9 protein-coding genes and 2 pseudogenes are annotated in these 7,987 nt (G+C 42.8%); all 11 read right to left on the reverse strand.

Annotation, left to right across the window (positions count from 1 at the left end; all coding sequences use genetic code 11):
• Positions 1–133, reverse strand: a pseudogene (locus FC73_RS06930) (acetyl-CoA carboxylase carboxyl transferase subunit alpha); the annotation flags it as partial.
• The gene (locus FC73_RS06755; protein ID WP_010022537.1) at positions 126–968 is read right to left on the reverse strand and encodes an acetyl-CoA carboxylase carboxyltransferase subunit beta; all 843 of its coding nucleotides are present in this window, start codon (positions 966–968) and stop codon (positions 126–128) included. The gene FC73_RS06755 and the pseudogene FC73_RS06930, both read right to left, overlap by 8 nt.
• Positions 949–2,328, reverse strand: a complete 1,380-nt coding sequence (locus tag FC73_RS06760; protein ID WP_010022536.1) for an acetyl-CoA carboxylase biotin carboxylase subunit — start codon at positions 2,326–2,328, stop codon at positions 949–951. The genes FC73_RS06755 and FC73_RS06760 overlap by 20 nt, the downstream gene beginning before the upstream one ends.
• Positions 2,329–2,364: 36 nt before the next feature.
• Entirely contained in the window at positions 2,365–2,811 is a 447-nt protein-coding gene (locus tag FC73_RS07080; protein ID WP_010022535.1) for an acetyl-CoA carboxylase biotin carboxyl carrier protein, read from the reverse strand.
• Positions 2,811–4,049 carry a beta-ketoacyl-ACP synthase II gene (gene fabF / locus FC73_RS06770; protein WP_010022534.1) on the reverse strand — a complete coding sequence of 413 codons (1,239 nt, stop codon included), beginning with the start codon at positions 4,047–4,049 and terminating at the stop codon, positions 2,811–2,813. The genes FC73_RS07080 and fabF overlap by 1 nt, the downstream gene beginning before the upstream one ends.
• 36 nt (positions 4,050–4,085) lie before the next feature.
• Positions 4,086–4,337, reverse strand: a complete 252-nt coding sequence (locus FC73_RS06775; protein WP_010022532.1) for an acyl carrier protein — start codon at positions 4,335–4,337, stop codon at positions 4,086–4,088.
• 30 nt (positions 4,338–4,367) lie between these two features.
• Positions 4,368–5,318 carry a beta-ketoacyl-ACP synthase III gene (locus tag FC73_RS06780; protein ID WP_010022530.1) on the reverse strand — a complete coding sequence of 317 codons (951 nt, stop codon included), beginning with the start codon at positions 5,316–5,318 and terminating at the stop codon, positions 4,368–4,370.
• 19 nt (positions 5,319–5,337) lie between these two features.
• Positions 5,338–5,784, reverse strand: coding sequence for a 3-hydroxyacyl-ACP dehydratase FabZ (fabZ, locus tag FC73_RS06785; protein WP_010022529.1), 447 nt, complete (start codon positions 5,782–5,784; stop codon positions 5,338–5,340).
• Between the two features lie 281 nt (positions 5,785–6,065).
• Positions 6,066–6,830, reverse strand: coding sequence for an enoyl-ACP reductase FabI (gene fabI, locus FC73_RS06790; protein ID WP_010022527.1), 765 nt, complete (start codon positions 6,828–6,830; stop codon positions 6,066–6,068).
• A 65-nt stretch (positions 6,831–6,895) separates the two neighbouring features.
• Positions 6,896–7,666 (reverse strand): carboxyltransferase subunit alpha, encoded by a 771-nt coding sequence (gene accA, locus FC73_RS06795; RefSeq protein WP_010022526.1) that lies wholly within the window; start codon positions 7,664–7,666, stop codon positions 6,896–6,898.
• Positions 7,659–7,987, reverse strand: a pseudogene (locus FC73_RS06800) (acetyl-CoA carboxylase carboxyl transferase subunit beta); the annotation flags it as partial. The pseudogene FC73_RS06800 and the gene accA, both read right to left, overlap by 8 nt.

The raw sequence follows: 7,987 nt of genomic DNA on the forward strand, positions 1-7,987 counted from the left end.
GATCGTCACCGTAGGCTCGATCTCCATGAAGTTCCATGAAGTCATCAGTAATTCCATTGATGAGATCATCGACTCCGATTTTACCAGCAGCTCTTGCGTTAACAACTTTATCCCATGCAGTTGGTTTACTCATTATTATCACCTACCTGATGCCACCTAAGAATTTTTGTCAAGGTTGTCTTCATGTCACGACGCCTTACCACCGCATCCAAGAACCCGTTCTTAAGGAGGGTCTCAGATCGTTGGAAATCCTTAGGCGGTCGTTGTTGAATCGTCTTTTCAATCACACGGCGACCCGCAAAACCAATCAATGCGTGCGGTTCCGACAAAATAATGTCTCCCTGCATCGCAAAACTAGCCGTTACGCCTCCAGTAGTTGGATCACAAGGGACACTCACATAAAGTAGGCCAGCCTTACTGTGTTCAGCCACGGCTTCAGAGACCTTAGCCATCTGCATCAGAGAATGAATGCCTTCTTGCATTCGGGCACCTCCTGATGCAGTGAAAACGATTACTGGTAATTTCTTTTCCGTAGCGGTCTCAAATAAACGGGCCAGAATTTCACCGGTTGCCGTTCCAAGACTGGCCATCACGAATCGCCAGTCCATCGCTGCCACAGCTACTTGCATTCCATCAAGGGTTCCGATCCCCGATAACACACTTTCATTAATTCCAGTAACCTCACGGGCCTTCTTCAACTTAGCTACGTACTGAGCGTCATTAAATTTCTTGGAAGCCTTCAAATCAGTATTAATTGGCTCAAACTCATCCAACATCAATTGAATTCGTTCTTTAGCGCCAATTCGAAAAGCATAATGACAGTTCGGACACTCTTTGAATTTTCCTAAATCCTTTTTGTAAAAACTCTTCTTACAAATTGGGCATTGAACCCAAATGTGATCAGGAATTTGATCCATTCGCTCATTTAATTTCGCTGGACTAATCTTTTCAAACTGCTTGTTTGTCATACTGTTTCATCCATTCTTTTAAGAACGTACTCTCAATGTAATTATTATTAAAATCCCCCGCAAGAAAGTGTCGATCAGAAATCAAATCGATTAAGAAGTCCCGGTTCGTCGTTACACCTTCCACCACAAAATTAGTCAAAATCCGTTTCATTTCACTAACGGCTTCCCGCTTAGTGGATTTATGAACGATGATTTTGGCAATCATTGAATCATAGTAAGGTGAAATCATATCTCCTGCTTCCACCCCTGAATCAATCCGGATGGAGTCCGATTCATCGGGAAACTTCATTTGCTCAAGCTTTCCTGGCGATGGGGTGAAGTTGTTACTAGGATCTTCAGCGTTGATACGGCACTCAATTGAGTAACCCTTTACGGCACAATCGGCTTGAGTAAATGGTAGTTCTTGTCCCTGAGCCACCATAATTTGTGCTTTGATAATTTCGACACCAGTGACTTCTTCAGTAATGGTGTACTCAACCTGCAGACGCGTATTCATTTCCATGAAGTAAAAGTTGTGATCCTGATCCATTAAGAACTCAAAGGTTCCAGTATTGGTATAACCAATTCCTTTAGCGGCTTTGACCACAATCTTGCCCAATTCCTGCCTCTTCTGTTCGGTAATCTGGGAACAGGGACTTTCCTCAATCACCTTTTGATGATTACGCTGCATGGAACAGTCCCGTTCTGGAAAGTAAATCACGTGCCCATGCTCATCAGCAATGACCTGCATCTCGATGTGCTTAGCATCACTTAAGTCTTTTTCCATGTAAAGTCGGTCATCCCCAAATGAGAGTTTGGCCTCACGTTTAGTGTCGTTAAAGGCTTTTCTTAGCTCAGCTTCATTTAAAACCTTTCGGATTCCTTTACCACCGCCACCAGCAGCAGCTTTTAACATGACCGGATAACCCGTCTCTTTAGCAACCTCTTTGGCTTGCTTATAAGTATCAACAAAACCGTCACTTCCAGGAATCGTTGGAACCCCATTTTGTCGCATGGCTTCCTTCGCATTCCCCTTATTTCCCATCAAGTTGATCACTTTGGCGCTTGGTCCAATAAATTTAATTCCGCACTGTTCACATAATTCTGCAAAATCAGCGTTTTCAGACAAAAAGCCATACCCAGGATGGAGGGCATCACATCCGCAAAGAACCGCGGAATCAATGATGGCTGCCATGTTTAAGTATGACTCATCTGGAAACGGTCCACCAATACATACGGATTCATCAGCTAATTTTACAAATAAACTATCGGCATCGGCGGTTGAATAAACCGCCACGGCCTTGATGTTCATTTCGTGAAGTGCACGGATAATCTGAACTGCGACTTCGCCGCGGTTCGCCACCAGCACTTTTTTAAACATTAAATCACCCTTCAAAACTAACGTGCATTGATATTCTTAGTCTTCCTGAATTTCGAAAATTGGTTCGTTGTACTCAACCATTGAGCCGCTCTTTGGAATTCGTTTTACGATGGTTCCACTAACGGGACTTTTTACTTCGTTAACTAGCTTCATCGCTTCAATCACGCAGACGGTTTCACCCTTCTTAACGTGATCTCCATCTTTTTTGAAATCATCCTTTTCAGGACTTGGAGCATAGTACAAGATCCCAACCATTGGAGCCCTTAACTGGTAATTATTCGACGTCGCGGTTGCATCCGTTTTTGAGGCTTTGATCGCCGTTGGTTTGGCAGTCTCTTCTTGATGCTCGCTCACTGGCTTCAAGTTACCGTGATCAGGAATTTTGGAGAAGTAAACTTCTCCATTATCGTCATTAACCCTGATCTCCTGTAAGTTTGACTTTTCAAATTTATCAATTAATTTTTCAATTTCTCGTTCATTCACTAATCTTCATTCCACTTCTTCATCGCAATTACCGCATTGTGACCACCAAAGCCAAATGCATTGCTAATGGCAGTATTTACAGGCGCCTTTTTGTTGTCTTCATCAACCAAATCAACGTGAATCTCAGGATCCTTATGTTTCATCCCAACGTTCACTGGCATTTGGTCATTTTGAAAGGCAGCCACAAGGGCGACCGCTTCTAGTCCACCAGCAGCTCCCAGGGAGTGTCCAACCATTCCCTTAATGGAACTAACCTTGACGTGATCGTTATCATTAAACAACTTTTCAATTGCGCCTGCTTCAGCAACATCGTTAGCGTGCGTACTGGTCCCGTGAGCGTTCACGTAATCTAACTCACTCGTCTTAATATTGCCTTCATCAAGGGCCTCTTGCATGGCCTTAATGGCACCCTTTCCAGATGGATTAGGAGCAGTCATATGGTAGGCATCACTAGTAGCACCGTATCCAACCACTTCGGCCAAAATGTTGGCACCACGTGCTTTGGCATGATCGTAATCTTCAAGGATTAGTGTCCCAGCACCTTCACCCATGACAAATCCATTTCGGTTTTCATCGAATGGCATGGAAGCATCTTCGACTTTTTTGGCAGTTGAAAGTGCGGTTAACTTGGCAAAGCCGGCAATCCCAATCTCGGTAATGGCAGCTTCTGTCCCACCTGCAATCATCATTTTGGCCTTTCCTTGCTTGATTAATTCAAAGGCATTTCCGATTGCATTGTTGGCGGAAGCACAAGCCGTCACGATGGTCTGGGAGGTGTTTTCAGCATCAAAATAAATGGAAACATTTCCGGAGGCCATGTTGGCAATTGCTTTAGGAACAAACAGTGGTGAGACTCGCTTAGGACCCTTATCATGCATTTTGATAATGTCACTTTCAATGGTGGTTAAACCACCAATTCCATTTCCATACATAACCCCTAAGTCTTCTGGATCATAGTCACCCTTGCTTAAACCAGCCTGATCCATTGCTTCCTTGGCACTATATAAGGCGTACTGAGAAAAAAGATCAATCCGTTTGTAGTCCCGCTTATCTAAGCGTTGGCCTGGATCAAAATCCTTAACTTCAGCAGCCACGGTAACACCAGTGTCACTGGCATCAAACTTAGTGATTGGCGCAATTCCAACCTTGGAATTAAATAAGTTGTGGGCAAAAGCATTGGCATCATTTCCAATGGGAGTAACGGCTCCCATTCCTGTTACAACGACTCGATTACTCAAATGATTCCCTCCTGTTCAAGTAAATAGTGAATTAGATTATTTATCTTTTTCTGCAATTTTCTTTTGGATGTAATCAACTAATTGAGCAACCGTACTGATGTCTTCGTCACTTTCAATTTCGATGTCGTATTCATTTTCGAGTCCGTCAACCACTTCAAAGAAGTCAAGGCTGTCAATATCAACATCTTCCTTAAGGTTTGTATCCATTTTGATGTCTGTTGCGGGTACATCAGTTTGTTTTGCAATTAAGTCTTTGATTTTGTTAAAAATTTCGTTTTGGTCTGCCATAATATATATCACTCCATAATTTTTTGTATTTTAGTATCGAATTACAACGGTTCCGATGGTTAAACCACCACCGAATCCGGTTAAAACAAGATTATCACCGCGTTTGACTTGCTTGGAATCCACCAACTCACTAAGAAGCAGTGGTTCACTAGCAGCGGCCGTATTGCCATATTTATTGATGTTCACCGGGAACTTTTCCATCGGTAAATCAAGTTTATTAGCAATGCTTTTAATGATTCGTTCGTTAGCCTGATGAACAATAAAGTATTTCACATCATCTAACTCAATGTTGGTATCAGCAATGGCTGAACGAATGGATCGTGGGACCCTTTGGGTGGCAAAGCGATAGACTTCATGACCATCCATCTTAAAATATGGACGATGCTTATCATCCGCTAAGTGTCCAGCTGTCAGAGAACCACCAAGTTCCCCAACCGTTTCAAGATTACTAGCTAAAACCTCAGAACGACTACCATCATTTGCAACTAAGATTCCGGCTGCTCCATCACCAAACAGCACTGCCGTTGACCGGTCGGACCAGTCAATGTATTTACTAAGTTGCTCGCCACCAATCAGAATTCCTTTGGAATTGGGGCGGTTACTAAGTAACGAATTTAAAACGTAAATACCGTACGCAAATCCAGAACAAGCAGCATTGATATCAAACGCAATCGCATTTTTAGCATGAAGTAGTCCCTGAACCGCTGCCGCAGCTGATGGCGTCTGGTAGTCAGATGACATGGTAGCCACGATGATAAAATCAATGTCATCTGCGGAAACGTTTGCCTTACTAACTAGTTGAGATGCTACATCTGCACACATGGACGTATTGGTCTCAGCTTGAGAAATGTGACGTTCACTAATTCCAGTCCGGCGCTTAATCCACTCATCGGAAGTGTCCATCACTTTAGCCAAATCTTGATTCGTTACGATCCGCTCAGGGGTTGATCTTGCCGTCTCTAAGATTGAAAAACTTCCCATTTGCGACTCCTATACTCGCTTACTCTTCTCTTTCTTTTGCACTGACAATGAAGGTTAGTTGAGCCTCACATGCTTTTTTATCACCAACGTAGGCCACACATGAAACCGATCCAGCACTTCCTCTAACTTTGTCAATTTTGACTTCAAAGCGCAGAACATCTCCGGGTTCAACCATTTTTCGAAACTTGGCATTTCTAATACTGCCCATGTAAACCGTCTTATTTTCAAATTGTGGCGACTTCAAAATTAAGATCGAAGCCACCTGGGCCATTGATTCAATAATTAAAACGCCGGGCATAACTGGATTACCAGGAAAATGTCCTTGGAAATAATTTTCGTTAATTGTGACATTCTTGGTAGCCGTGATTGACTTACCTGGATCCATCGCATCGACCCGATCAATAAATAAGATTGGATAACGGTTCGGGATGAGATCCATGATTTCTTTTGCGTTCATTAAACTCAAATTATTCACCTCTACTAAACTATTTTGATTCAAATATGGCACTTCGCATAATTACCATGTACTCATATTCAACAAAATTCCCACATTTAGCAATCAAAACCCAACCAGATCGTGATGATTGTGAGGTAAAAACTTGTCACACCAATGATCTAAAGCCGATGAACGTCTGGTTACACTTGTTTTAATGTGTAATCATGCTCAATTCACCACTCTCAAAAACAAAAAAATATCTCATAACCAGTTTTGGTTATGAGATATTTAACGTTTTAATTTAATTTTTGTTAGGCAAGTAAGTGAACACCCTTGTCAACGTAAATAATGTCACCAGTAACTCCGGTGGATAAATCACTAACTAAGAAAGCAGCAACGTTTCCAATTTGGTCAGTTGTAACACTTTCGCCGTCAACGGTGAATGATTGTGACATCTTCAAAAGGTCACGATGACCCTTAATGCCAGTAACTGCTAAAGTCTTAACTGCTCCAGCAGAAATCGCATTAACACGAATTTGGTCTTTTCCAAGTTCAGCAGCTAGATAACGCATGGTGGATTCAAGGGAGGCTTTAGCAATCCCCATCATGTTGTAGTCAGGAATAGCACGAGTAGAGCCCATGTAGGTTAGTGTCAAGATACTACCTGGCTTGTTCATGATCTTGCTTGCGTAACGGGTTACTGAGATAAATGAGTAGGAACTAATGTCCTCAGCCAAGTTATAACCGTCTTTCTTGGTGTTAATCACACCGTTTTGGAGGGTTTCCTTGTCGGCAAACGCAATGGCATGGATGACACCATCAATGTTACCAAAACGATCATGAATCTCGTCAAAAGCCTTTTGCACGTTAGCATCTTCAGCAACGTCACATTCAACCAATGGGAATTCTTCATCACCAATCGTTTTTTCGATACTCTTTTTCAAACGATCATTTTGGTAAGTCAAGATGACTTGAGCACCTAGTGACTTGATGGCTTGAGCACAACCCCAGGCGATACTTTTTTTATTCGCCACACCCATCACAACAACTTTTTTTCCTTTTAATAAATCTGCCATTTTCAAAATCCTCCTAGAACCAAATATCAAATTTACACTATTATATCAAAAAATTAATTTCCTACTTAAAAATTTCGGTAACGGGCAAGTCGCTTTGAAACCAAATCATCTTTGGAAAGCGCATTTAGTTCCCTGATTTTTTTAACTAAATCGTTCCGAAACCGTTCAAAGCCGTCGACGGTATTAGCTTCAGGAATAATTCGATCAATAATTCCCTCCGATAGTAATTCATCAGGAGTTAATTTCATGACCGAAGCGGCTTCCTTCATTCGACTGGGATCTTTCCACAAGATCGTGGCATAACCTTCGGGAGAAAGGACCGAATAGATACTATCTTCAAAGGCCCAGACGCAGTCACCCACGGCCAGGGCTAGCGCACCACCACTGCCACCTTCACCGACGATGACACTGATATAGGGAACGGTTAGTTGCATCCCCTGTAAGATCAACTGGGCAATCGTATACCCAATCCCGTGATACTCGGCATCGACTCCGGGATAAGCTCCCGGAGTGTTAATCAACGTAACGATGGGGCGGTCAAACTTTTCGGCTTGTTTCATCAAGCGCAGCGCCTTGCGATAACCATCTGGTTCCGCAGAACCAAAGTGCCGTTCGATGTTGGTATTCAGGTTAGCACCCTTTCTGATTCCCACAAACGTAGTGGGGATGTTATCCATCGTGCCAATTCCACCATAAACAGCCGGATCGTCACCGTAGGCTCGATCTCCATGAAGCTCCATGAAGTCATCAGTAATTCCATTGATAAGATCATCAACTCCAATTTTTTTGGCTGCTCTCGCAGCCAAGACCTTTTCCCAAGCAGTTTTTTTAGCCATTAAGATCACCTACCTCATGCCACTTTAGTAGCTTACTTAAAGTTGGCTTTAATTCTGAACGTTTCACTATGTCATCCAGAAAACCATTTTTGAGTAATGTTTCGGATCGTTGGAAATCCTTGGGCGGGCGTTGTTGAATCGTCTTTTCAATCACACGACGACCCGCAAAACCAATCAATGCGTGTGGTTCTGACAACAAAATATCTCCCTGCATCGCAAAGCTGGCCGTCACGCCTCCAGTAGTTGGATCGCCTAAAACACTAATGTAAAGTAATCCGGCCTTACTGTGCTCAGCCACGGCTTCAGAGACCTTAGCCATCT

Source organism: Fructilactobacillus fructivorans (assembly GCF_001434095.1).
Classification (GTDB): Bacteria; Bacillota; Bacilli; order Lactobacillales; family Lactobacillaceae; genus Fructilactobacillus; species Fructilactobacillus fructivorans.